The organism is Kaistella soli (assembly GCF_019038595.1).
In the GTDB taxonomy this organism is placed as follows: Bacteria; Bacteroidota; Bacteroidia; order Flavobacteriales; family Weeksellaceae; genus Kaistella; species Kaistella soli.
The window spans coordinates 291,319-314,064 of record NZ_JAHOPF010000002.1; the positions used below are offsets into that span (position 1 = coordinate 291,319).

A 22,746-nucleotide genomic window follows, 5' to 3' on the forward strand; every position below is an offset into this window, starting at 1 on the left:
TTTTTTGTTGGGTTCCCGTTAATCTGTTCCGGTATTTTTACTTCTGCGTTCTATGAGTACATTGTCTTTCCAGATGCCGTTTTTCTTTCCTATTTTCTCCCTGTATCCTACCAACCTGAAACCGCAATTTTCGTGCAGTCTGATACTGCTTTGGTTTTCTGAAAATATACCGGACTGCAGCGTCCAGATTCCGTTTGCTTCGCTCTGTTTAATCAGTTCATTCAGCAGCATTGTACCGATCCCTTTTCCTCTTTCTTCCTGTGCTGTATAAACACTTACTTCTGCTACTCCTGCATAAACACATCTGCCGGAAACCGGTGTTAACGCAGTCCAGCCGAGCATTTTATTATTTTCGTAAATGCTGATCCTGCAAAAGCCATGATGCCCTTTGTCCCATTCTTCCCATGTTGGCAAACCGTTCTGAAAAGTCGCTGTGTGGGTTGCCAGTCCCTGTTGATAGATTTCTTCAACTTCGGAAAAATTATCTTTGGTAATTAATTGTATTTCCATGGTTATGGTGTTCAGCAACATCCCGAGTCAGGGGTACAGCAAGCCTTATTCAGCTCCGATAATTTCAGCTTTTGCTTTTCTCCGGGAATACCGCAGGCGTCACTCGCCAGACAGGCAGTCTGTTTGTTCTTCAGTATAAAATACTTTCCGTTAAAGTCTAAATCATATTTACCGATTGTTTCGCTTTGGTATTCTACTTCGATTTCGCCTTCTTCAATACCTAATTTTTCTTCAGACAGTCTGATAATATTTAACAGTTTGGCAGGTTTTAACCGATGGTCAAAATCGTCTGCATTCCATAATTGAAAGCTGACGGATTTTTCATGTCGGATCGTTCCGCCACAGTCAATAAAGTGTTTGGTAATCACTCCTATTTCTGTAACGTGGAAGTGTTCCGGTACAGATGTTCCGTTCTCTAACTGAAACTCGACATGATTCAGTGCCGGTAAGATTTCTTTGATTTCTGAAAGTTTCATTGCTCTTTATTTAATTGTTATATTGCGATAGATCTGTTTAAAAAAATGCTTAGCAGCATTTATCAATGCCTGCGTGATCTACAAAGAAAGTATTGAGTTCCTTTTTAAGCTGCTGCCAGACATTTTCATCAATGCAGTAACACACACTAGTTCCCTCTATATTGCCTTTGATGATGCCGATATTTTTCAGTTCTTTCAGATGTTGTGAAACCGTCGCCTGTGCAAGTCCCAGTTCTTCTACCAGATCATTACAGATGCAGGCATTCTGCTTAATGATGTATTGCAGAATCGCTATGCGGGCCGGATGAGCCAGTGCCTTTAATGCAGTGGCTAAGCCGTTTTGTTGCGCTGTGAAGATTTCAGTTTTTGTGACGCCCATTTTATTTTAATTACATCGCAATATTACGATAATTAAATTAAACAGCCTTACACGATCTGGTTTTTTTCACTTTTTAAACTCAAAATTTTTCCCTTTGCTCTGTACTTTAGTTCCACAGGATGTTTCAGAGAATCCTTCGCGTGGTTATTTTTCAACCCGTTTTTTAGCCTTTCTTCGTTGAGGAGCCTTTTACGGATACCGTCTAACCGTTGAAGGCCTAAAACTCCGGTCAACTTGTCAAGGTTTGTAACCTTGACAAGGTTCCGTCTAGAATTAAACCCTAAAGATTAACAGGCGATTCTAAAAACGCCGGTGCCGCCAGAGTCCTCTCTTCAACCTTGTCAAGGTTTGAAACCTTGACAAGGTTCCTTCTCTACACTCATTTAAAAACCTCTTTTTCATTAAAATAAGTGTCTTAGGCCCCGATGCCGCACGATTGTACCGTGTGCCCTCAAGCATTTCCCCTCTTAACCAAATGAAAATCACGTTACCGCCCTCCTCTCGAAAGATATCCGGGATAAGGTCAACTTCAAAACTGATCACAGATAAAACTTTTTACTTTTAATAAACTGTACAGATATTGGGATAAATAATACCCAGGTGTTAGCGCTGCGCTTTATAATTTTGCATCAAAGAACTGAATATGAATATTTCAAAAAATACTTCCCGCAAAGATTTTCTCCTCAATTCTGCATTGGCAATGGCAGGTTTAACATTAACTTCGGGTATGATGAAGGCAACCACGATTTTTGATGATGAAAATATTTCCACAGACCAAAAATTAATCTTAAAAAATGTCCGGCTCGAAACCGGTTTTCAATATGAAGAAGGTGAAGTGACCTCCACCAAAACAGATCTGTTTCTCATCGAACTTGAAAAGGGTAAGATTGTAAAGATCGCTCCAAATAATACCGGTGCAAAAGCAATTGACGCCAAAGGGTTTCTGATGCTTCCGGCGTTTAAGGACATGCATATTCATTTGGATAAAACGTTCTACGGCGACCGATGGCAGGCAGTGAGAAAAAGGAAAGGCGGTGTAAAAGGTATGATTGAACTGGAAGAACAGCTGATGCCCGAACTGCTGAAAACTTCCACTGAGAAAGCAGAAAAAATGATTCAACTGCTCCATTCCAAAGGAAGCTCTTTTGCCAGAAGCCATGTGAATATCGAGCCCACCTCAAAATTAGATTCACTGAAAAATCTACAGACCGCGTTGGAAAACAGAAAAAAAACTTTCGGCGCCGAGTTGGTCGCGTTTCCGCAGCATGGTGTTTTTTACAGAAATTCAGTCCCCTATCTTAAAGAGGCCGCAACCATGAATATCGACTTTATCGGCGGCGTAGATCCATACAGCCTGGACGGATCGGTTGAAAAGACGCTTGATTTTACGGTGCAGCTGGCTTTGGATCATCAGAAAGGAATCGATATTCATCTTCATGAAACAGGAGAATCGGGGTTGAAAACTGTTCATTATTTAATTGATAAAGTCAATGAAAACCCGGCTTTGAAAGGAAAAACTTTTCTGAGTCACTGCTTTGTATTGGGAAAATTAGATCAGAATACACTGCAGAAAACTGCAGAAAAACTAGCAGATGCCAAGGTCGGAATTGTGTCCACCATTCCTTTCGGGAACCTCATCATGCCTCTGCCTGCATTACAGAAACATGGCGTTACGGTTTTTACAGGAAACGACAGCATCGTTGATCACTGGAATACCTTCGGAAGCGGAAGTGTTCTGGAAAAAGCCAATCTCTATGCACAGCTGTATGGTCAGTCTACTGAATTTCTGTTATCCCGATGTTTAAAACTGGCGACTGCGAATGTGCTTCCGCTGGATGACAGGGGAAATCAGCAATGGCCCAAAGCGGGAGATGATGCAAGTGTGGTTTTTCTGGATGCAAGCTGTTCGGCCGAAGCAGTTTCGAGAATATCAGATGTAAAATCATTAATCCACAAGGGAAATATCGTATTTTAATTGAATAATCAGTGAAGATCTTATTTCTTCTTTTCGCTTATTTCAGTGTCAATAGTAATGGGCACGGAAAAAATACAGTTCAGAACTCAAAAGAAAACATCATGCAACATGAAAACCTGGTAACGGCCGTCATGAAAAATGACACAGTTACCGTAAAAGATGCTTTGGAAAAAGGTGCGGACGTTAATACGACCGATCAGAAAGGCAGATCCCTCCTGCTGATTGCCGTCACCGGAAAACACACGGAAATGGTAAAACTCCTCATCGGTTACAAAGCAGATGTGAATCTTCAGGATGCGCAGAAAGACACTGCGTTTTTATACGCCGGAGCAAGCGGACAGACCGGGCTGGTAAAGCTGTTTCTGAAAAGCGGCGCCCGGTTCGATATTTTTAACAGATACAACGGAACGGCTTTGATTCCAGCATGCGAAAGAGGTCATGTGGAAACGGTGAAAGTGCTCACCAATACCAAAGGTTTCCCTCTCGATCATGTTAACCGGTTGGGTTGGACCGCGCTCATGGAAGCCGTCGTTTTGGGGGATGGAAGTGAAAAATATCAGCAGATCATTAAAATTTTAAAACAGGGAGGTGCAGATCCTGATATTCCTGACAGAGATGGAATAACGGCGCTGCAGCATGCAGAATCATCAGGATTCAGAGAAATCGTGAAAATGCTTGAGTCTTAAAATATGAACATCTGTTTTAAAAACTTTTTGTTTTAAATTTTCACTAATTTTAGGCAAAATTAACTGAGGATGAAGCGAAAGTCGGATCATTTTCCTGTTTTGGGAATTGAGGATTTCAGGGATCACCTGAATTCCGGAGATCAGCTTTTATTCAATGAGCTTCATGGTGAGCGTTCGATTGATCTGCCGCACCGGCACGATTTTTTTATCATCAATATTTTTAAAAAAGCAAAGGGAACACATCTCATCGATTTCGTTGCTTACCCTATTCACAATCATCAGATCCATGTGGTTTTTCCTGATCAGGTACACCAATGGAACATTGAAAAGGGAACGGTCGGTTATCAGTTGATGGTCAGCAGATCCTGGTTTGAAAATCTTCTTTCATCGCTTAGATTTTCGGTACTGTTTTATCAGCGTCATCCGGCTATTGACCTGGCTGAGGACGTTTTTCAGTATGTTTTTCAGGAATTTCAGCACATTCAGAGAGAAATCAGTGCACCGGATATCTTTTGGCAGATGATACAGAAGCGATGTGAAATCATCGGTTTAATGATCAGCAGATCTGCCGGGCAAAATTTTCGGGACTATGAGGCCATTCACGCCACTCCTGTCATTTCTAAATTTTTAAATTTAATAGATCTCCATTTCAAAGAAGAGCGCTCGGTGTCCTACTATGCCGAACGACTTCATATTTCGGCGAACTATTTAAATATTATTGCTAAAAAAAACCTCAACACCCCGGCTTCCTCATTAATTAAGAACAGAATTTTACTTGAAGCAAAGCGTCTGCTCAAAGTTTCTGAAATGTCAGTGAAAGATATTGTGTATGATCTAGGGTTTTATGACCATGCCAGTTTTACGAAATTTTTCAGATCAAATATGGGAATGACACCGACGCAGTTCAGGGATAAGGCTTTTTGATTAAAAGATCTGCACATCAGGTCTTGATTGTACCGACAAAGCGATGCCCCCTTCACTGTACATCGTTTCAGTGCGGGCAGTGCGGGGTCCGCCGTACGCATGAGACGCCTTGTCGTCCGTGCCGAAGTATGCTTCTGTTTCCACAATAATACCCGCCGTGATGCCGTCCTCCGTCCGGGTAAAAAGTATTTTTCCCAGCAGGTCTCTGGCCAGAAATTCGGCATCAGGATTTAAATAGTATGACAGCGGTAACTTCACAACGCTAAAGTATAAAAAGTCCACAACAATTAATCCGAAGAGTCTTCCTGATGCTGATACATTTTAATAACCTGTTAATCTGCAGCAAAACGATGACTGCCAATGTAAACTTCCACGGTCAACCTTGTCAAGGTTTAAAACCTTGACAAGGTTCCTAAAAGATCAGCACGCGATTCTAAAAAGCCGGTGCCGCCCGGATCCTCACGTCAACCTTGGCAAGGTTCCGTCCGAAATTAACACAACTAAAAAGATCAAAAAAGCGATTCTAAAACCCCGGTGCTGCTAGAATCCTCTCGATCAGCCTTGTCAAGGTTCCAAACCTTGACAAGGCTCATTCGACGGACAATGCGACCGATTAGTGATTGACGTATAACGGGAGTGATATAATGATATTTTAAGTTGGAACCTTCCGACTGCTTAGGCATTCGCAAACTACATCACAGCAAATCTGGCCTCTATGTTCTCAATAACTTTTACCGGAATATGCTGTTCCTGAGCGATAACACTGAACATCCCGGTCGCCGACACGGTTTCATCAATGACCGCATTGGGATTTTTCACTGTAAACTGATCTGCGATGATGAGCAGGTCTTCTCTGGTAATGCCGTTTCTTTTTCCGTTGACCGACAGGGCTCTGGATACTCTTGTATAATTTTTCAAAGCATCTAAAGGATAAGTCAGGTCATAGGCAGGGGCAAGATTCCACCGGTCTTTTTCTCTGTTGTAGATAAATGAAAAGTTCTTTAAATGATCGTCAATATTGCCAAAAACCAGGTTGAAAACCATCCTTCTGAACAGTTGCTCAATATCTTTATGAGGAAGCTTAAGGTCTACGGATAGCCTGAAAAGATTTTCATAGGACGAGTGGTCAGGTTTCTGAAAATCCCAGCCAGTCATCCCCGACGCGGTGAGGATATGCTGTTTTTCTCCAAACTGTCTGTCAAAACGCAAAGTGGCAAAATGCCTGTTATCGATCATCCTGGAATCCATCATTCTGATTCCCAAGCCTGTCGCAATCCGGTAATAAACAAATTCTACCTGTTCTTTGGAATACCCCGCATCTTCGTCCAGGGAAAGTTTGATGAGGTAATGGTGATAATCAGCGGAAACCGCAAGGTCACCCGGTATCAGCTGTCCTGTTTCTTTATGTTCGGATACAAGAATCTTCGGCCTCGCACCTCCGGCAGAGGTTCCGATTTTGAAAATATTCAGCAGGGCGATATCGCTGAGTCCTTTCTGAGCTGCGGAAGCTTTGATATCCAGAACCTTTTTAACCACCTCGGTAATAGCTTGCACGTCAATGGAACTGTCGGAGATCAGCGCTTTTGCAGGCATAAATTCCAGCGCACCCATCCCCCGCTCTCCCACGTAGGTCAGCTGTTCTAACGGAGAAATAGCGGCAGGATTTTTCTGCGTAGCTTCCAGCCATTCTTTAAAGACGATGTTTCCGAAATAATCCGGCAGGGAATCAGCAATTACCGGTGGCAGGCCGCGGAACGTTTCGCCTTCATATTCTGAAAAAATCTGAACATGGGGACTTCTCCTGATGATATAGGGGAACAGCCTTTTATACCTGTCGAGTTCGAGAAAAGCCGGATTGTACTGGAAAGAAGATTTGCGCTGGTCTTCATCATAACCGATCTTCCCGATTTCCAGACCCTGAAAATGTACCGATATAATTTGATTTTTAGCCATACCTAATACAGGGATTGGTGATCGTTAAGGTTTTCGGTTTTGCCGACAACGAATTGATTGAGTGATTTTATTTCGTCAAAATACTGCAGCACTTTCAGCAGGGTTTCCAGCGTAGGATTTTCTCCGTTTTCAAGTTTTGCGATAGTAAATCTGGAAAGCTCAAGCTCTTCGGCAAGTTCCTGTTTGGTCAGATTTTCTGCTTTGCGCATGGCCCTGCACCAGCTTCCGATACTGCCTTTTACCTCCTTTATCGTAATAAAATCAAGCATACCACTGTTTATTATAATAAACAAATATAGCAAAAACCTGCGATATGATGATTATAAGTATCAAAATATTGGTTTAATATATTGTCTACGGCCTGTGTACCTTGCAGACCCTGAATACGAAAATTATGAAAGCTGCATAAATCTTTGTCGAAGTAATTCTGAATATTTAGCTTTATTATCATCGTTTAAGAATGACTGGGCAAGTAAGTCGAACATCCTTTTCTCAGATTTATACCAATTCCCCGGATTCTAATTTCCGGAGAAACTGGTTTAAAGTAAACGGATTTACTTTCCGATACAGAACTTTGAGAAAATATTCCCCAATACTTCGTCGTTGGTAAACTCACCGGAGATCTCACCGAGGTATTCCAGGGCATTTCTGAGTTCGTAAGCAAGCAGTTCGGTGGAAATCTTTGAAGTTACCGCATCTTCTACCCTTTTCACAGATTCCAGCGATTTCTGTAAGGCTTCATAATGCCGCTGATTAGTAATCACGACATTGTTTTCAGCGGTTTTCAGCTGTTCTACATAGGAAGAAAGCTCGTTCTTCAGATCCTGAAGATTCTGGTTCTCCAGCGCGGAAATTTTAATAAAATCAAAAGCCTGGGGAATCTCTTTTCTGAAAACCGCTTCCATCTTTTCGTGCTGTTCAGGAATCACTTCATCTATTTTTGTCGCACAGATAATGATTTTCAGGTCAGTACGGATCAGAGGTTTCAGCATCAGAAAATCCTCGGTAAAATCTGTGGTAGCCGCATCAGCAAGATAAATCAGGACATCCGCCTGTTCCACTTTTTCAATGGCTTTTTTAACGCCGATCTTTTCAATTTCATCCGTGGTTTCTCTCAGACCGGCAGTATCGATCAGACGGAAAGCATTTCCCTTGATATGGAGGATCTCTTCAATGGTATCTCTAGTGGTTCCGGCGATGTTGCTTACAATAGCGCGCTCTTCTTTCAGCAAAGCATTCAGAAGCGTGGATTTCCCCGCATTGGGCTTCCCGAGGATGGCTACGGCAACCCCGTTTTTCACTGCATTTCCGTACTGGAAACTGTCGATCAGTGATTTAAGTTTGTCCTCAATTTTATGAATAAGCGCCATCAGAGCGCTGCGGTCTGCAAATTCCACATCTTCCTCCGCAAAATCGAGTTCCAGTTCGATCAGAGAAACAAAGTTCAGCAGATCAGTTCTCAGGATCGAGATCTCATTGGTAATTCCTCCCTTCAGCTGGTTGACTGCAACTTTTCTGGAAGCTTCGTTTTCACTCGCAATCATATCGGCAATAGCTTCTGCCTGGGAAAGGTCAATTCTGCCGTTCATAAAGGCGCGCATGGTAAATTCCCCTGCTTTGGCCATTCTTGCCCCATTTTTAATCAGCACTTCAAGAATCTTCTTCCCGATGTAAGGAGAACCGTGAAAAGAGATTTCTACTACATTCTCTGTAGTAAAGGTTTTGGGCGCGAGAAAGACAGAGACCATGATTTCATCAATAATTTCGTCTCCATCCACGATATAACCGTAATGTACGGTATGGCTTTTCTGTTTTTCGAGATTCTTGCCTTTGAAAGTTTTCTGGGCAATGCGTACTGCATCTTCACCGGAAAGCCGGATGATGCCCAGGGCTCCTATTCCGTTGGCGGTGGCTAATGCGCAGATGGTGTCGTTATTCATGCTGCAAATTTAGCAAAACTTAAATACTTATTTTTTATCCTCTTTTGTTTTGAATAAATCGATTAAGTGAGAGACAGGTTAATTGTACTTCCGCAGCCACTACATTAACGAATCTTAAAAACTTTCCGCGATCAATTGTTAAAAACGTTAAATTTCTTTAATTAATTTCAATTTTTAATAATTGGCATTTAGATTGAGTAGGTTTTCGGTATAACAATCCAAAAATTAAAAAAATGAACAGATTACTTATCGCAGGTATGTTTTTCGCGGGAATCGCGTTAGCATCTGCACAGGAAACAAAACCAAAAGAAAAAGAAGAGGTTAAAAAAACCGCGAACATCCCTCAGACCATTCACAATGTGGTAGACCCGAATCACAAACAGCACAACGGATACAAGGTAAAGAAAAAAACCAAAAAAGGAAAAAAATACGTTAAAAGGGTGAATACGATTCAGAACAAAGCGACGATCAAAACCAAAAACGCCGGCGAAATGGATAAGGAAGTAAAAACCGTCCCTATTAAATAAACTTGAGAACATAAAAAAAGTGCAGAAATCTCTGCACTTTTTTTATTGGTTGTTCCCTGTTTTAAATAGGTTTTACAAGGTCTGAGAACCATTCTTTTACTTCCCCTTCCAGATCGGCTGACAGTTTCTCTTCACACCATTGGTGATAAGCATTCAGCCACTTTCTTTCAGGCTCCGTGAGCAGTGAGGTTTCGATAACATTTCTGTCGAAAGGACAGATGGTTAAAGTTTCAAACTCGTAGAAAGTTCCGAATTCGGTCTGCTCTGCTTCTTTCACGGCAATCAGGTTTTCGTGACGGATTCCGTAGTGGTTTTCCAGATAAAACCCAGGTTCGTTGGAGATCACCATTCCCGGAATAAGTTCCTGGAAATTCATGTCTTTACGGATGTTCTGCGGACCTTCGTGAACGTTCATGAAACTTCCTACGCCGTGTCCTGTCCCGTGATTATAGTCCTTGCCTTCATTCCATAACGCCAGTCTTGCAAAAGCATCCAGCTGAACACCTCGGGTTCCTTTCGGGAATTTCACCATGGAAAGCTGAATCATCCCTTTCAGTGCAAGCGTACAGTTGCGTCTGAATTCATCAGAAACACTTCCTAAAGCCAGCGTTCTGGTAATATCAGTGGTTCCTTCCAGATACTGCCCTCCTGAATCTACAAGAATAGTGGATTCATTGGTAACGGATTTACTCCCCTCTTTGGGTGCTGAATAATGCATGATCGCGCCGTTTTCAATATAACCAACGATGCTTCCGAAACTTTCGCCCACGAAGTTTTTGCCCTCTTTTCTGAAACCGTACAGTTTTTCCCCGATCGAATATTCCGTCATCGGTTCTTTTCCGGCCTGATGCGTCAGCCAGTAAAGGAATTTCACCATCGCCACGCCGTCGCGCTGCATCACTGTTCTGAAACCTTCAAGTTCGGTTTCGTTTTTCACCGCCTTCATCAGATTTCCCGGAACCGCTGCTTTGATGAAAGTATTGTTTTCTTTCAGGAATTCAAAAATAGATTGGTTGCTGTTCGGGGAAATTAAGATCCTTTCATTCTTAATATGGTTAAGCTCGGCAAAGAAATCTTCATAAGGCATCATTTTAACCAATGATTCGTCCATCTGCTTTCTCGCGTCAACATCCAGTTTTTCCAGGTCAACAAACAGTTTTGTTTCATTTTTACTCAGAATGATATATCCTAAAAATACCGGGTTGGACTGTACGTCGCTCCCTCTTAAGTTTAAGGTCCATGCGACATCATCCAGACTGGAAATAATATGAACTGATGCGTTCAGGTCTTCCATTTTCTGACGGATGTCTGAAAGTTTCTGGGCTACTGATTTTCCGGCTCTTTCTACAGGGTGCACAAAAACAGGGTTTTTCTTTGCTCCCGGATTTCTTTCCGTCCAGATCTCTTTCAGCAAAGGATGATCGACCAGTTTAATGTCTTTAGCGGAAAGTTTTTCCTGCAGCATTTCCCAGTTTGTATTGGAAGTGGCCAAAGCGTTCACGGCAACGGTTCCGTGTTTTGGAATTTCAGAAATGATCCAGTCGATATAATTGGGGGTTCCTTCCTGTCCGTCTTTCATTAATGCAATCCCTGAATCTTTAAGCTCCAGAGGTGCCTGAACGAAATACCGTCCGTCCGTCCATAAACCGGCGTTATTCTGGGTCACCACCACAAACCCGGCCGAACCGGTAAAACCGGAAAGCCAGCTTCTCTCCTGCCATTCCTTGGGTAAATATTCGCTCATGTGTGGATCTGCGGAATAAACAATGAAAGCATCAATCTGGTTTTCTGTCATTTTCTGGCGCAGTGCCGATATTTTTTCTGCTGAGGTCATAATCTAAATTTTGTGTGAATTTACGAAAAATTGAGAATTCGGAATGTAATACATTCGTAATAATCCAAAAGTAAAAGTATAATACCTCTGGATAGTCCAAAAAAAAAGTATACTGAAACTGAATTCAGTATACTTTTAAAAATATTGGTTCTAAAACCTGTTATAAGGGATTATTTTCCCGCAGCTTTCATTGCCGCTTCTTTTGTTTTAAATTCCTGGAATTTCGCTTCTTTTTTGTTGGACAGGTAAAGTCCTTTTAATAAAGAAACTGCATCCACGCTGTTCTGGTCATTTTCATACCATTTTTCTGCATAAGGTAAAGCAGCAGCCAGTCTCAATCTTCTTGCTTCGATAATTTTGTTGGCAGCTTCTGTTTTACCGGCTTTTTTGGCCGCGTTGTAATCGTCAATCGCTTTGGCATCGTCTCCCATGGTTAAATAGGTCAAATTCTGCCAAGCCTGCGCAAAACCAGGTTTAAGTTCGGTGGCTTTTTTGTAAGACGCTACCGCATCGTTTACGGTTGCAGGATCTTTACTCTGCAGTACTCCTAAGTTATACCAGTTATTGGCATCACTTGGGTTTTTGGTAATCTGGGTTTTAAGATTGGTGATGAACTCATCCATTTTCCCTGATTTGAAATAAGCGGTTCCCTGCAGTTCTGAAAGTTTTGCACTTGAAGGGAATTTTTTAAGACCTTTATCAATAAATGCTAAGGCTTCGTCATTTCTTCCGTCTTCAATAAGCAAGGCAGCGTTGGTTTCGAAAAGTTCGCGCTCGATACTTGGAGAAGTTTCGGTTTTAAAATCGGTATAGTCAGAAGACTCGCCCATTTTTTTATAAAGATCCCATGAGGTTTTATCCAGTGAATCTACCGCTCCTGTTTTTTTGTTTTTTGCCACATAAGTGGTATTAACGCCGGTATATCCTGAATTGATCAATTCGTTATATACGTTGATCGCTTCCGCTCTTTTGTCCGCCAAAGCATAGTTGAGTCCGGAATAGTACAGATACTGTTTGTTATCCTGACCGCCCGCTTTCAAAAGATCGTAAACTTCTTTGAACTTCGGTGCAGCGGCAGTATAATTTTTAGCATTATACGCTTCCATTGCAGTCTTGTTTGCAGCTTCAATTAAAGGATTGATGGTGTTTCCTATCTTCCCGGTTAAGGTTGTAGTATAGGTTTCTTCCTTCAGTCCCTGAATTCCTGACTGATCCGCATCTGCTTTCCCGACAAAATACACTTTGTTTTTAGAAGCGTCTTTACCGGCATAGATTTTAGATTTTCCCAGGTCACTCATTTTTGCAAGATAAGTTGCACCTTCAGCGTTTTTCCCTGACTTTAACAGTGCCAGACCTTTTGCGTAGTAATACTGCTCCTGAAGAGAAGGTTCCAGCAAATAAGTCTTGCCTCCCATAGCCGCCTCTGCTGCTGCAATCTGCGTATTGGTGGCCGCTACGTCTCCCGCATCAATTGCTTTCACAGCTGCTGCGATTTCTTTCTTTTGTGCCAATGCAAAAGTCATGGAAACTAAAGCAATGCTTAAAAATATCTTTTTCATTATATTTAATTTAAAAAAAATTGGTTTTAATTATTATTCTCCGTCTTCAGATTCACCTTCGTTTTCTTTTTCTTTCTCTATCCTGCTGTTTTCCTCTGCTTCTTCTTTTTCAAGATTTTTTAGATATTCTGCATCACCCATGTTGCTTATCGCATTATCACCGGTTTGCGGAGCATCCTTGAATTCCGGAAGTACAGAATCTACCGCACCTGGAAGTGCTCCTTCAGCATTTTCGTCCTCCATTTCTTCTGCTTCTGCCACATCTTTATCCATCTCTACTTTAGCGATGGCAGCAATCTCATCATTCTTTTTCAGGTTGATCACTTTCACCCCCTGAGTATTTCTTCCCATCACCCGCATTTCGTCCATTCCCATTCTGATGGCAACTCCGGACTTGTTGATAATCATTAATCCGTCTTCATCGGTTACGTTCTGAATTGCGATCAGATGACCTGTTTTTTCGGTAATGTTTAAGGTAATAACACCTTTTCCGCCACGGTTGGTTACCCGGTAGTCTTCTACTGCCGTACGTTTCCCGTAGCCTCTTTCAGAAACAACTAACACGGTTTCATTCTCCACATCATTTACTACAATCATGCCAATAACCTCGTCATTTTCGTCGAGAGAAATACCGCGTACTCCGATGGATCCACGTCCCACTGCTCTTGCTTTTTCTTCAGGGAAACGGATACATTTTCCGTTCTTGGTGGCGATCATAATTTCTGAATCTCCGTTCGTAAGTCTTGCTCCTAATAACTGGTCATTATCACGGATTTCAATTGCATTCACCCCGTTTGTTCTCGGTCTTGAGTAAGCTTCCAGAGAAGTTTTCTTGATGGTACCGTTTTTAGTAATCATCACTACATTCATCTGGTTGATATATTCGGTATCCTTCAGATCGTTGGTTCGGATGTATGCTTTAATTTTATCGTCCGGCTCAATATTAATAAGGTTCTGAACGGCCCTACCTTTTGAGGTTTTGGAACCTTCAGGAATTTCGAATACCCTCAGCCAGAAACATTTTCCTTTTTCTGTGAAGAAGAGCATATACTGGTGATTGGTTGCCGCCACAATATACTCAAGGAAATCTTCATCCCTTGTGGTCGCGGCACGGTTTCCTACACCTCCTCTGCTCTGTACTTTATACTCGGAAAGAGAAGTTCTCTTGATGTAACCCGCATGGGAAATCGTAAGCACTACTTTTTCATCCGGAATTAAATCTTCAATAGACATTTCGCCTCCTGAATAATCAATTTCTGAACGTCTTTCGTCACCGTATTTTTCTTTCATATCAAGAAGCTCCTCCTTAATGATCTCGAATCTTCTGGATTCGTTTGCAAGGATATCTTCAAAGTTCTTGATTAAGTTCATGATCTCGTCATACTCCGCACGGATCTTGTCGAGCTCCATTCCGGTAAGTCTCGCTAATCTTAAATCAAGAATGGCCTGAGACTGAAGATCAGAAAGATCAAACTCTTTCATCAAACCTTCCTTGGCTTCTGCCGGGTTCGAACTGTGACGGATGATCGCAATAGCCTTATCCAGATCATCCTGAGTACCGATCACTTTCATGAAACCTTCAAGGATATGCGCTCTCTCTCTGGCTTTCTTCAGTTCGTATTCGGTTCTTCTGATAACGATTTCGTGGCGGTGATCCACAAAATGATGAATGATGTCTTTCAGATTCAGCTGCTCGGGTCTTCCTTTTACCAGCGCAATATTATTGACACTGAAAGAAGTCTGCAGCGAAGTATACTTATAGAGCATGTTGAGTACCACATTCGGAATCGCATCATTCTTAAGTTCATAAACAATTCTTAAACCCTGTCTGTCAGATTCATCACGGATTTCATAGATCCCCGGAATTTTATCATCTTTTACAAGTTCTGCAGTTCTCGCAATCATTTCCGCTTTATTCACCTGATACGGAATTTCCGTAACGATGATCGCGTTTCTGTTGCCTACTTCCTCGAAATTCACTTTTGCACGGAGAACGATTCTTCCTCTTCCCGTATGGAAGGCATCGCGGACACCGTCATAGCCATAAATAATTCCGCCTGTAGGGAAATCGGGAGCGATGATGTGTTTCATCAGCTCATCAATGGTAATATCTTTATTTTCTACATAGGCAACAATGGCGTCAATACTCTCAGAAAGATTGTGAGGGGCCATATTGGTCGCCATCCCTACCGCAATACCGGAGGCTCCGTTAACCAGAAGATTCGGGATTTTTGTAGGCATAACGGAAGGCTCCGTCATTGAGTCGTCAAAGTTATTCTGAAAATCTACAGTGTCTTTATCTAAATCTGCTAAAATATCGTCAGCAATCTTTTTTAATCTTGCTTCCGTATAACGCATTGCTGCAGGCGGATCACCGTCCATGGAACCGAAGTTACCCTGCCCGTCAACCTGCGGATAACGCAGACTCCAGGGCTGTGCCATACGGACCATCGCGTCATAAACTGAACTGTCACCGTGCGGGTGGTATTTACCAAGAACATCACCGACAATTCTCGCAGATTTCAAATGTTTTCTGTTTGAAAAAACGTTCAAACCATACATTCCGTATAAAACTCTTCTGTGTACCGGCTTCAAGCCATCTCTTACATCTGGTAATGCTCTGGAAACAATTACCGACATCGAATAATCGATGTAAGAGGATTTCATTTCATCAACAATGTTGATAGGAATTAACCTTTCTCCTTCTTTATGCATATTTTTTTTTAATAAAATGAAAATCAAACAGTTAGAAAACCGCATGACTGTTCTTTCGTTTCTGATTTTAAGAACGTGCTAATTTACGAAAATTTTACCGATTTTTGCGCTAGAATTTTTCAACAATAAATCATAAAAAAAGTTAAAAACTATGAGCGTTTTAAGTCTGACATTTCACTCTACTGAAAATATTAAAGAAAGCTGGGAAAACTATATTGACAGCAACCTCTATCCAATGGTTGAAAACCTTATGGATGTTGAAAAATACATCCTTTCGGAAGTGGAGAGCGAGATGATTAATGAAGGAAAAAACACCAACCTTCTGCTGGTTTTTGACAGCTCCGAAAAGCGTCACGATTTTATTGAAATCGAGATGAAAAACATTGTGGAAAGAATTGAACAGCAGTTTGCTCAGGAAGTCATGGTATTTGTCACCTATCTCAACCCGCTGAGATCGAAGTTAGGTTAAAAAAACTCAACACTCCATTCGAACGACTGCTCCGCGTAAGGCTCCAAAACCTGAATACCCTCCTTCTCCTCGATTTTTCCGGTGGAATGATGACTGTCGGCAATTCCCAGCCAGGGCTCAATACATATAAACGGAGCATCTTTTTTAGTCCATATTCCCAGAAAAGGAAATTGAGAAAAATTTACCTTTAGCAATGGAATATTATTTTTCAGCAAACTGAGAGAAGAGGTCGCGGAATTCTTTAAAACAACAGCGTCATTTTCAAACAGCGAATAATTTAAGGGCAAAATTCTCCCTTCTAAATTCACTTCCCGCGTCTTGCCGGAAAACAGATGATCTTCCAGTTGATGACTGGTTAAATTTTCTGTAAGATCAAACTCCAGAGCGTAATCCTGGAAGTTTCCGCGAACTGCAAAAGCCGGATGAGCACCAATTGAATAATACATTCGTTCAGATGAAGTATTGCTTACGGTATATTTTATAAATAACTCATTTTGAATAATATAATATTTTATACTTAAAGTAAATTTGAATGGAAATACTTTTAAGGCTTCTTCAGAATATTTTAAAGTAAAGACAGCGGAATCTTCTGTTTTACTCACCAGTTCAAAATCACATTCCCGCGCAAAACCATGTCTTGGAAGTTGGTATTTTTTATTTTGATATTCGTAAGTATTACCTTTTAAACCTCCGATAACAGGAAACAAAACCGGCGAGGTTTTATCCCAGAAATTCTCATCGATCTCCCAGATGAAATTCTTACCATCCTTCTCCACCGAAACCAATTCAGCTCCTCTCCTGTTAATTTCTGCTTTTAAAAACTGATTCTGAATAGTGATTTTCATGCCCTATTTATATTAAATGACCTCCAGAAACCTCATGGTATCCACATTATCTGCATAAGTATCCAAACCTGGATGCTGAGCCGTTCCCAAAGGAATTGAATCCAGTCCCAATTCAGCTTTTGCGGCAACCGCCTGGATGTCCTCTTTATTTTCTTCAATGAATTTCTGCACTTCACCGATCTCTGTATATCTGGAAAAATTAATCACCGATAGCGGAGAAAAAAGATCCTCGTCCTCTTTCAGCATCACGAAATTGTTATCCCAGAATTTCACCTGATTCAGCAGATAAACAGCTCGGTTGTACTCGTAATTGTTCGCGTATTTATGATGATTGATGATGTCTTTAAAATTCAGGAAATTTTCAAAAAGCGCATCAATTTTAAAGTTTTCAGGAATGAAGATTCTGGTGACATTTCGGCATCCCAAACCAAAATACCTGAAAATATCTTCGGCAAGAAGCTGCAGCTCAGCTTCAGTTTCATCACCTTTCAAAACAGCAACAGAAGTTCTGTTTTTGCGGATGATGCTCAAATGATCTTTAAAATAATATTCCAGATATCTCGCCGTATTATTGCTTCCCGTGGCAATTACCGCATCAAAATTAACCAACCTTTCCACCAATTCATATCGTACATTTCCTTCCGCAAATTCATTCCATTTTTCTAAAAGAAAAGGCAGCAGCTGCCGGTCTTTGGAGGAAAGTTTAATTAACGGAATATGATTGCTCAAAACCACTGAAATCACATCATGAAATCCAACCATAGGAATATTTCCCGCCAGAATAAGCCCGACTTTCTTAGAGGTTTTTGAAGTCTGATAATTGGAAAGCCACTGTTTCAGATGCTCTTCAGTCAGCAGATCAGCCCATTGCTTCAAAGCAAATTTTTGATTTTCGGGAGTAAACCAAGAATTTTCAATTTCCGATTTTCTCAACAAAGCAGAAAAGGCTTCATCATTTTCGTTATAATTCTCAGGTTTTGTTTCTAAAAACTTCTTAATATATAAACCAAGCTTACAAAGTCCTGAAATTTGTTTTTCTGTATTCATTATGAGGAAAATTGAGGGATTTTTAGTAATTTTGTGCAAAGTAATAAACTTCTTGGTTAGCGTCCTAAAATAGGGGTTTATCTTACTCCCTTACTTTCTGTGGTACAACATAGGTACAACATTTTAGAAACTCCCAGAAAACTTATATATTCCTGTATTGTTTGCTTTTGCAAAGTTACTCAATTGTTGAAAGTAGTGCAAATAACTGCAAAAGTAATTGTTAGAACTTTTTGCCCACCCATTCCCTACTATTAGCTCATTTAAACATTCTCCAGAAGGCAGAATAACATAGGCCAACTGGCGCAGCCAGAAGTCTAGTTGATTCTTCTTTTCGGTAAGGAGTGTGATGCGTGTTCCAGTGGGACACACCTGGAGCACGTAATCTAAACTCTGAAGTCCGAGTTCAAGCAATAAAGCTGCAGGTATGTGGCTTTTCGCTTCATCCTCGCGCATTTTCCGGCTGAGATGCACTTCCGGTGCATCGAGGCCGTAAAGGCGAATTTCCTTACGTTCCTGACCGAATTCTTCTTTGACAATTAAACTGTCACCATCCAGAACTCTTTCGACGATCCAGAATGTTTCGGTCATAATTCCCGGAATTCTAAAATACTTTGCTGCAGGAATTTCAGGTTTGCTGCTCTCGGGAAGAGTGTTTTTTGGGTTGATTTCGTTGTAATGCATTGGTTTACATTATTTTATATGTTGTTTATGTAAAGATAATTCAAGAAATTTATAACTGTCTAGACAACAGTGTTTTTCTTCAAATTATCAATTACAAAATTTAATATCATGGCAAGACAAAAAGGTCTCATGAAATACGTCGGAACAATAGGCGACGTTAGACATTTCAAAATTAAAGGGCAAAGAGGATTTTTTGCAGGAATGGTTGGCGGACCGACCGCTCAACAGGTAAAAACAGCCCCGGAGTTTGAGCGTACTCGCGAAAATATGAACGAATTCGGTGGCTGTGCCATCGCCGGTAAAGCGGTGCGAACCGCCCTCTCTGCATTGATGGGCAAATTTACCGATACTCAGGTAACAGGCAGATTAACTTCGATTATGAAGAGAATCAACCTGGAGGACGGAACCGAAGCCAGAGGTTACCGAAAGGTGGAAATCTCCACTCAGAGAAATTATCTGAACGGCTTCGAGTTCAACAAAAACCAGTCAATCAACGGAATTTTCAACGCTCCTTATGATGTGAATCATGACGTGGAAAGAAATGCAGGAGATTTCATCATAGATGAGTTTAATCCTTCTGATTTGATTTCTTCTCCGGCAGGAGCAACGCATTTCCGTTTGCTGCATGCATTGGCGGTAATTGCTGACTTTTCTTATAATCCGGTAACCGGAACTTACGAACCGGACGACAATGTAAACAACGAGCTAAGCGTGGTGAATTACTCCCCTTATCTTCCGTTGAATGCAAGTTATGCTGGATCCACGATTCCGGCAGAACTCCCAGGATCCCCGGTTTTAGGAAATAATGTTTCGGTTCTTCAGTGTATCGGTATTGAATTCTTCCAGGAAGTAAACGGACAGTATTATCCTTTTGCATCCGGAAACTGTCTCAAAATCGAGGAAGTTTTCTAGAATGAAATCATTAAAGGGCTTCCCATTTTGGGAAGCCTTTTTTTTATCTCAATATTCAATTTTAAAACATCAGCACATTATGAGAACAAAAATAGTAAGAGTAGCACAGGGCAAAGAAAGCACGCTTTCTCATCTTTATATTGACGGAATATTTCAATGTTTTTTGCTGGAAGATAAAATCCGCCAGGTAAAAATCAAAAATAAAACTGCAATTCCAGAGGGAAAATTTCACCTCAGAATTAATACCTGCGGAGGCATGAACAGGAATTATGTTCAGCAGTATGGACCGATGCACGTAGGCATGATTGAAATCGATGATCTTCCGACTTTCGATGCGGTGTATATCCATATCGGAAACACTATCGAACATACTTCAGGCTGTCCGCTGGTCGGACTCAGTTATATCAAGAAAGACGGTGATTATCAGTTTCTGCAGAGCCGGGATGCCTACAAGCAGGTTTATCCAAAACTTTTGGCGGCAGCCAAAAGCAAGGATAACCAGATTGAAATCCAGAACAATTTTCAATTTTAAAACCGAAGAGCCATGGCAAATGAAGTAACATTAAGTGTACTGTTCGGTTTTATCAGCAGTGTTCTGTTGGGAATTGTGGCGTATTTTATAAAGCAACTGCACACCGATTTCAAGAGTATGGAAAGAGATATGTCGGAAGTCAAGACCATGGCTCTGATTATCAAAACAGAATTCAGGACTTCTTATGATATCCTCACGAAGAAAGTTGAATATCTGGAACAAAGGATCAATAAATTAGAAATTAACCAAATAAAAAATCAGGATCATGAAAAATAGAAATCTCAATTTGGTAAGCAGAATGTCGGCTCCCACTCCAAAATGGTTCAGGATTGTTAGAAATGTAGGCATTACCCTTACGGCTGTTGGTGGTGCCCTGGTGGCCGCACCGGTTGCCTTGCCTGCAGCAGTGGTTTCCATTGGAGGTTATTTGCTTTTGGGCGGAACCATTCTTGGTGCGGTGAGCCAGACGGCTATCAGCTCGGAAGAGTATGGCGAAAAATCCGGTAAAATCCCCGGAAAATCCCTGGAAGATCCAGCTGATGAAGCTGTGAAATAGCACTTAAGTCACATAATTAGAATTTTTTTGGTTAACCGGCCTGTTGTCATGACAGGCTTTTTTTATGGCTTAGATTTTTTCTGCGTCTGTTTTCCCTCTTTTGTTAAAAGGGGTGAAATAAGTATGACTCTAGTACGGGATATGGGTGGGAAAAGTATAAGACCACAGATAAGTTAGAAGAAAAAATTCTTAGATTTTCTATCAAAATATAGCATAAGGAATTTGGGGAGGCCAATATCATTTTGGGGAAATCCAAAACAAAGTAAATATTTACGAAATGACAAAGTTAAGCCTTGCGAGTGCAATTTTCGGTTAATCATTGAGTTTTTTTCCTTCCTAAGGATAGAGAGTCCAAGTATAATTTTCTGAACTTCGAACTGATACATATTTTTATGTAAAATATTTACGTTAGAGTCATCTGAAATAAACCCAGTTTGCAGACCCGACGGTTGTTTTCTATAAAATACAATTTCATAATACTTCCGCGTAGTGCTAAGTGAATTTTCGTCCGTAGAATAATTCCAAAACCCTTCATTTTTAAACCATTTTTCTGTTGACCCTTTTTTAAAAGTATCATAAATTTTCATTACAACACTTGTAAAAATAACGACATCTTTAAAGTTATCCAAGTAGCTCATTTGTTTTATTTATTACTGATTATCTCTAATATACGAAAAAAATTCCCCGAAGGGAATCTTTAAATTTTAGATGCTGTAATAGTATTTCTGAATGAGTGCTGCTCGGAGCTGACTGATGAGCCGGGATTGCTGCACTTGCTTCTGTTCCAGGTCGTAAATCGATTTGATTTTGTGGATCATTTCCGGGTTTCGGATGGCTTTTTGGATGCCAGGCTGAATGAAGTTCTGCAGCAGCTTCTTCAGATCGAAGAGTCTGAGCATTTCGATGACGCTGCCGCAGAGATAAGGATGAAAGAACCCGTTTTTCCAGAGTGCGTAAAAGGTCCAGTAAACGGTTTCGAGTTCTTCCTGGTTGCCACAGTAGATGATGAAGCAGTTCGGGCAAGGTTCACGCAAAGGTTTTCCGGCATTGTGGCCACGATTCAGAATAAAAACAGCCGTTTCCGGGGCTGGGCGGTGGACTGAGTACGTCCGTACTTTGTTGGTAAGCATAACTTTTGTTTTAAAAAATTTGCTCTTCTGAATACTATTCAAAAGAAAAAAAGAAAAAAAAGAAAGTGCTCTACCCCTCGGGAGGAAAAATGCTATGCAATATTTTTTTGCAAAAAAGATTGCCGTATCATTTTTCGCGGCCTTCTTTTTTGCAAAAAACCCGGCAGGGCAAGATATTGTCAGGGCATTTTTCCGACGGTATACCTTTACTTTCTTTTTTTTTATTTTTTCTTATCCGGGTTTATCGATTGGTGCAGTAGGAGTTTTGCTTATTATAAAACTCAGGGAATCTAAGCGGTATTTTACTAAATCCCTTCAGCGGAGGGAAAGACAGCGGTATGCCGAAGCGAGGGCTCGCAGCAGCGGCATACTGCTGTGCGCGGTACCGATAGTGAATAAACTGCCACTACATTTTTCCGCTGAAACAAAGCAGTTTATTGACTAACGGTACGGGACAAATAGTTGTAGCGAGTCTTCGATGTGGGAGTTTTACGGGTCTTCGGGCAAGGAATAGATTGCTTTTATAACTGACTTTCAAGGAAAGGAAAAGCGATGGAAAAGACAGCTGTATGACGGTGTGCCGGAGCTAAAATTCAATAGACAAATCCCGGTATACCGGCATACTGCTGTGCGCGGTGACGGAAGCGTATAGACGGCTGCAACGGAACGGCCGGGCACGTCCGTGAAGTGGAAGCCGGCTTTGTGCTGGAGGAACATGGGAAAGGTGCGGCAACTCCCTTTCGATAAACTAATACTAAAGGGGCTGGAAAGACAGCTGTATGGAGGGCAATGAAAAAAATGCGTGATGGTGCTGCAAGGGGGCAAAGGGAAAGCGATGGCATGCGCATTTTTTTGTTGCCCGGAATACTGCTGTGCGCGGTGCTGAAGTGCATAGCCTGTAGCCGTACCTATCTTTACAGAACCTGAATTAAGAACAGGCTATGGACTGTAGGCACATGGCAATGTTGGAACTGAACTTTTCGGGTAGGGAAGTGGATTGGGAAAATAGTCTTCTAAATTATAACTGGCCTGGCGGCTGGAAGGCGGTGGCTTGTGTGGGCTTCGCCCAGACAAAAGGAAAGCATTTAGCATAATT

At 41.3% G+C, this 22,746-nt stretch carries 25 protein-coding genes; 11 read left to right on the forward strand and 14 right to left on the reverse strand.

Going from position 1 to position 22,746, the window contains the following annotated elements; genetic code table 11:
- Positions 1-18: 18 nt before the first annotated feature.
- From KSK37_RS04435 to KSK37_RS04445, 3 genes are read right to left on the reverse strand one after another with little or no spacing between them, the layout of a single operon-like run.
- Positions 19-510 carry a GNAT family N-acetyltransferase gene (locus KSK37_RS04435; protein WP_217199689.1) on the reverse strand — a complete coding sequence of 164 codons (492 nt, stop codon included), beginning with the start codon at positions 508-510 and terminating at the stop codon, positions 19-21.
- 11 nt (positions 511-521) lie between these two features.
- Positions 522-986 (reverse strand): DUF6428 family protein, encoded by a 465-nt coding sequence (locus tag KSK37_RS04440; protein WP_217199690.1) that lies wholly within the window; start codon positions 984-986, stop codon positions 522-524.
- Between the two features lie 49 nt (positions 987-1,035).
- Entirely contained in the window at positions 1,036-1,365 is a 330-nt protein-coding gene (locus KSK37_RS04445; protein WP_217199692.1) for an ArsR/SmtB family transcription factor, read from the reverse strand.
- A 727-nt stretch (positions 1,366-2,092) separates the two neighbouring features.
- Here KSK37_RS04445 and KSK37_RS04450 point away from each other — a divergent pair.
- The 3 genes from KSK37_RS04450 to KSK37_RS04460 all read left to right on the forward strand — a co-directional run bounded on the left by KSK37_RS04450 (position 2,093) and on the right by KSK37_RS04460 (position 4,950).
- A complete protein-coding gene (locus tag KSK37_RS04450; RefSeq protein ID WP_425514005.1) occupies positions 2,093-3,340 on the forward strand; it encodes an amidohydrolase in 1,248 nt (415 codons plus the stop codon).
- Positions 3,341-3,351: 11 nt separating this feature from the next.
- Entirely contained in the window at positions 3,352-4,026 is a 675-nt protein-coding gene (locus KSK37_RS04455; protein WP_343216973.1) for an ankyrin repeat domain-containing protein, read from the forward strand.
- Between the two features lie 69 nt (positions 4,027-4,095).
- Positions 4,096-4,950 carry a helix-turn-helix domain-containing protein gene (locus KSK37_RS04460; protein ID WP_217199697.1) on the forward strand — a complete coding sequence of 285 codons (855 nt, stop codon included), beginning with the start codon at positions 4,096-4,098 and terminating at the stop codon, positions 4,948-4,950.
- On the opposite strand, the gene KSK37_RS04465 is transcribed toward KSK37_RS04460, so the two are convergent.
- The 4 genes from KSK37_RS04465 to mnmE all read right to left on the reverse strand — a co-directional run bounded on the left by KSK37_RS04465 (position 4,951) and on the right by mnmE (position 8,843).
- Entirely contained in the window at positions 4,951-5,232 is a 282-nt protein-coding gene (locus KSK37_RS04465; RefSeq protein WP_343216974.1) for a DNA-3-methyladenine glycosylase, read from the reverse strand.
- Positions 5,233-5,640: 408 nt separating this feature from the next.
- Entirely contained in the window at positions 5,641-6,903 is a 1,263-nt protein-coding gene (locus KSK37_RS04470; RefSeq protein WP_217199699.1) for a type II toxin-antitoxin system HipA family toxin, read from the reverse strand.
- Between the two features lie 2 nt (positions 6,904-6,905).
- Positions 6,906-7,172, reverse strand: coding sequence for a helix-turn-helix transcriptional regulator (locus tag KSK37_RS04475; RefSeq protein ID WP_217199701.1), 267 nt, complete (start codon positions 7,170-7,172; stop codon positions 6,906-6,908).
- A gap of 285 nt (positions 7,173-7,457) precedes the next feature.
- Positions 7,458-8,843 carry a tRNA uridine-5-carboxymethylaminomethyl(34) synthesis GTPase MnmE gene (gene mnmE / locus KSK37_RS04480; protein WP_217199703.1) on the reverse strand — a complete coding sequence of 462 codons (1,386 nt, stop codon included), beginning with the start codon at positions 8,841-8,843 and terminating at the stop codon, positions 7,458-7,460.
- Positions 8,844-9,076: 233 nt separating this feature from the next.
- Between mnmE and KSK37_RS04485 the strand changes: the two genes are divergently transcribed.
- On the forward strand, positions 9,077-9,370 hold the full coding sequence (locus KSK37_RS04485) for a hypothetical protein (protein WP_217199705.1): 294 nt from the start codon (positions 9,077-9,079) through the stop codon (positions 9,368-9,370).
- 61 nt (positions 9,371-9,431) lie between these two features.
- Here the strand turns inward: KSK37_RS04485 and KSK37_RS04490 are convergent, their stop codons facing one another.
- The 3 genes from KSK37_RS04490 to gyrA all read right to left on the reverse strand — a co-directional run bounded on the left by KSK37_RS04490 (position 9,432) and on the right by gyrA (position 15,478).
- Positions 9,432-11,204 (reverse strand): aminopeptidase P family protein, encoded by a 1,773-nt coding sequence (locus KSK37_RS04490; RefSeq protein ID WP_217199707.1) that lies wholly within the window; start codon positions 11,202-11,204, stop codon positions 9,432-9,434.
- 170 nt (positions 11,205-11,374) lie between these two features.
- Entirely contained in the window at positions 11,375-12,763 is a 1,389-nt protein-coding gene (locus KSK37_RS04495) for a tetratricopeptide repeat protein (RefSeq protein ID WP_217199709.1), read from the reverse strand.
- 33 nt (positions 12,764-12,796) lie between these two features.
- Positions 12,797-15,478 (reverse strand): DNA gyrase subunit A, encoded by a 2,682-nt coding sequence (gyrA, locus tag KSK37_RS04500; RefSeq protein ID WP_217199711.1) that lies wholly within the window; start codon positions 15,476-15,478, stop codon positions 12,797-12,799.
- A gap of 151 nt (positions 15,479-15,629) precedes the next feature.
- Here gyrA and KSK37_RS04505 point away from each other — a divergent pair, with 151 nt between their 5' ends.
- Complete coding sequence (locus KSK37_RS04505; protein ID WP_217199713.1) at positions 15,630-15,947, forward strand: DUF4286 family protein; 318 nt, start codon at positions 15,630-15,632, stop codon at positions 15,945-15,947.
- On the opposite strand, the gene KSK37_RS04510 is transcribed toward KSK37_RS04505, so the two are convergent.
- The 3 genes from KSK37_RS04510 to KSK37_RS04520 all read right to left on the reverse strand — a co-directional run bounded on the left by KSK37_RS04510 (position 15,944) and on the right by KSK37_RS04520 (position 18,520).
- Entirely contained in the window at positions 15,944-16,792 is an 849-nt protein-coding gene (locus KSK37_RS04510; RefSeq protein ID WP_217199716.1) for an aldose 1-epimerase family protein, read from the reverse strand. The two genes, KSK37_RS04505 and KSK37_RS04510, sit on opposite strands and share 4 nt — an antisense overlap.
- Before the next feature lie 12 nt (positions 16,793-16,804).
- Positions 16,805-17,839: an acyl-CoA reductase gene (locus KSK37_RS04515; RefSeq protein ID WP_217199718.1), complete on the reverse strand. Its 1,035-nt coding sequence runs from the start codon at positions 17,837-17,839 to the stop codon at positions 16,805-16,807.
- A gap of 123 nt (positions 17,840-17,962) precedes the next feature.
- The gene (locus KSK37_RS04520) at positions 17,963-18,520 is read right to left on the reverse strand and encodes a thermonuclease family protein (RefSeq protein ID WP_088359967.1); all 558 of its coding nucleotides are present in this window, start codon (positions 18,518-18,520) and stop codon (positions 17,963-17,965) included.
- A 108-nt stretch (positions 18,521-18,628) separates the two neighbouring features.
- On the opposite strand from KSK37_RS04520, the gene KSK37_RS04525 reads away from it, so the two are divergent.
- The 4 genes from KSK37_RS04525 to KSK37_RS04540 all read left to right on the forward strand — a co-directional run bounded on the left by KSK37_RS04525 (position 18,629) and on the right by KSK37_RS04540 (position 20,520).
- Positions 18,629-19,432: a hypothetical protein gene (locus KSK37_RS04525; protein ID WP_088359968.1), complete on the forward strand. Its 804-nt coding sequence runs from the start codon at positions 18,629-18,631 to the stop codon at positions 19,430-19,432.
- Positions 19,433-19,511: 79 nt separating this feature from the next.
- Positions 19,512-19,964 (forward strand): DUF5675 family protein, encoded by a 453-nt coding sequence (locus KSK37_RS04530; protein WP_217199719.1) that lies wholly within the window; start codon positions 19,512-19,514, stop codon positions 19,962-19,964.
- 12 nt (positions 19,965-19,976) lie between these two features.
- Complete coding sequence (locus tag KSK37_RS04535; RefSeq protein WP_088359969.1) at positions 19,977-20,240, forward strand: hypothetical protein; 264 nt, start codon at positions 19,977-19,979, stop codon at positions 20,238-20,240.
- Positions 20,230-20,520, forward strand: a complete 291-nt coding sequence (locus KSK37_RS04540) for a hypothetical protein (protein WP_088359970.1) — start codon at positions 20,230-20,232, stop codon at positions 20,518-20,520. Before KSK37_RS04535 ends, KSK37_RS04540 begins: the two co-directional genes overlap by 11 nt.
- Positions 20,521-21,224: 704 nt before the next feature.
- Here KSK37_RS04540 and KSK37_RS04545 read toward each other — a convergent pair.
- Entirely contained in the window at positions 21,225-21,650 is a 426-nt protein-coding gene (locus KSK37_RS04545) for a DUF6943 family protein (RefSeq protein WP_088359972.1), read from the reverse strand.
- A gap of 94 nt (positions 21,651-21,744) precedes the next feature.
- Here KSK37_RS04545 and KSK37_RS04550 point away from each other — a divergent pair, with 94 nt between their 5' ends.
- Entirely contained in the window at positions 21,745-22,095 is a 351-nt protein-coding gene (locus KSK37_RS04550) for a hypothetical protein (protein WP_088359973.1), read from the forward strand.
- 496 nt (positions 22,096-22,591) lie between these two features.
- Positions 22,592-22,744 carry a hypothetical protein gene (locus tag KSK37_RS04555; protein WP_179209396.1) on the forward strand — a complete coding sequence of 51 codons (153 nt, stop codon included), beginning with the start codon at positions 22,592-22,594 and terminating at the stop codon, positions 22,742-22,744.
- Positions 22,745-22,746: the final 2 nt, after the last annotated feature.

Coding starts and splice junctions, on each gene's coding strand:
- KSK37_RS04435 (WP_217199689.1), bottom strand. CDS start 510: ATGGAAATACAATTAATTACCAAAGATAATTTTTCCGAAGTTGAAGAA.
- KSK37_RS04440 (WP_217199690.1), bottom strand. CDS start 986: ATGAAACTTTCAGAAATCAAAGAAATCTTACCGGCACTGAATCATGTC.
- KSK37_RS04445 (WP_217199692.1), bottom strand. CDS start 1,365: ATGGGCGTCACAAAAACTGAAATCTTCACAGCGCAACAAAACGGCTTA.
- KSK37_RS04450 (WP_425514005.1), top strand. CDS start 2,093: ATGATGAAGGCAACCACGATTTTTGATGATGAAAATATTTCCACAGAC.
- KSK37_RS04460 (WP_217199697.1), top strand. CDS start 4,096: ATGAAGCGAAAGTCGGATCATTTTCCTGTTTTGGGAATTGAGGATTTC.
- KSK37_RS04470 (WP_217199699.1), bottom strand. CDS start 6,903: ATGGCTAAAAATCAAATTATATCGGTACATTTTCAGGGTCTGGAAATC.
- KSK37_RS04475 (WP_217199701.1), bottom strand. CDS start 7,172: ATGCTTGATTTTATTACGATAAAGGAGGTAAAAGGCAGTATCGGAAGC.
- mnmE (WP_217199703.1), bottom strand. CDS start 8,843: ATGAATAACGACACCATCTGCGCATTAGCCACCGCCAACGGAATAGGA.
- KSK37_RS04485 (WP_217199705.1), top strand. CDS start 9,077: ATGAACAGATTACTTATCGCAGGTATGTTTTTCGCGGGAATCGCGTTA.
- KSK37_RS04490 (WP_217199707.1), bottom strand. CDS start 11,204: ATGACCTCAGCAGAAAAAATATCGGCACTGCGCCAGAAAATGACAGAA.
- KSK37_RS04495 (WP_217199709.1), bottom strand. CDS start 12,763: ATGAAAAAGATATTTTTAAGCATTGCTTTAGTTTCCATGACTTTTGCA.
- gyrA (WP_217199711.1), bottom strand. CDS start 15,478: ATGCATAAAGAAGGAGAAAGGTTAATTCCTATCAACATTGTTGATGAA.
- KSK37_RS04505 (WP_217199713.1), top strand. CDS start 15,630: ATGAGCGTTTTAAGTCTGACATTTCACTCTACTGAAAATATTAAAGAA.
- KSK37_RS04510 (WP_217199716.1), bottom strand. CDS start 16,792: ATGAAAATCACTATTCAGAATCAGTTTTTAAAAGCAGAAATTAACAGG.
- KSK37_RS04515 (WP_217199718.1), bottom strand. CDS start 17,839: ATGAATACAGAAAAACAAATTTCAGGACTTTGTAAGCTTGGTTTATAT.
- KSK37_RS04520 (WP_088359967.1), bottom strand. CDS start 18,520: ATGCATTACAACGAAATCAACCCAAAAAACACTCTTCCCGAGAGCAGC.
- KSK37_RS04525 (WP_088359968.1), top strand. CDS start 18,629: ATGGCAAGACAAAAAGGTCTCATGAAATACGTCGGAACAATAGGCGAC.
- KSK37_RS04530 (WP_217199719.1), top strand. CDS start 19,512: ATGAGAACAAAAATAGTAAGAGTAGCACAGGGCAAAGAAAGCACGCTT.
- KSK37_RS04535 (WP_088359969.1), top strand. CDS start 19,977: ATGGCAAATGAAGTAACATTAAGTGTACTGTTCGGTTTTATCAGCAGT.
- KSK37_RS04540 (WP_088359970.1), top strand. CDS start 20,230: ATGAAAAATAGAAATCTCAATTTGGTAAGCAGAATGTCGGCTCCCACT.
- KSK37_RS04545 (WP_088359972.1), bottom strand. CDS start 21,650: ATGCTTACCAACAAAGTACGGACGTACTCAGTCCACCGCCCAGCCCCG.
- KSK37_RS04550 (WP_088359973.1), top strand. CDS start 21,745: ATGCAATATTTTTTTGCAAAAAAGATTGCCGTATCATTTTTCGCGGCC.
- KSK37_RS04555 (WP_179209396.1), top strand. CDS start 22,592: ATGGACTGTAGGCACATGGCAATGTTGGAACTGAACTTTTCGGGTAGG.